The sequence below is a fragment of the Streptococcus sp. DD11 genome (assembly GCF_001578865.1).
GTDB lineage: Bacteria > Bacillota > Bacilli > Lactobacillales > Streptococcaceae > Streptococcus > Streptococcus panodentis.
In genome coordinates this window covers 1-480 of sequence record NZ_KQ969438.1, presented here as the reverse complement: position 1 = coordinate 480, position 480 = coordinate 1, and the positions used below count along the sequence as shown (strand labels likewise).

The 480-nt window shown below is 45.0% G+C and carries 1 protein-coding gene; it reads left to right on the top strand.

Translation table 11 applies throughout. The annotated features are described in order from the left end of the window. The coding region (locus tag STRDD11_RS13820) for a hypothetical protein (protein WP_164828516.1) at window positions 1-214 on the top strand (214 nt) is incomplete at its 5' end. Window positions 215-480: the final 266 nt, after the last annotated feature.

Below are 480 nucleotides of genomic sequence, written 5' to 3'. Positions count from 1 at the left end.
CCGGCATCCGGGTGTGACAGCTATCAATGGCGTACCGGTCGAGGAACTGAGAAAGCTGACTCCAGAGCAGCGCTTCCAAAAGGTGGCGGAGGCCTCAGTCCGCATCCAGGAGACTGCGACCTTCTACCGGGGATCCTATCCCGGAGCTGCAGGAGATGTCGAATTTCTGGATCTTAGCGGAAAGGGAGCGGATGGAGATAGGATAAACAAGTAACCGCAAGGTCTTTTTTTATTGCACAAATTTACCAAAACTGGATAGAATTTAGGAATCTGTCTTTAAAAACGCTTCCGAAAAAACCGTAAGTCCGGTATAATATAAGAAAAAAATAATAAGGAGGAACCGTTATGGGTTTTGTGAATGAAAGAATTCCAGAGGAATACAGAGGGATGCTTGAAAAATTAGGATTTGATGATATTCGATTTGAGCAGCAGTCATGGACAGCAGACAAGGGAAAAGGAGTCTTTTTATGGATTACCCGT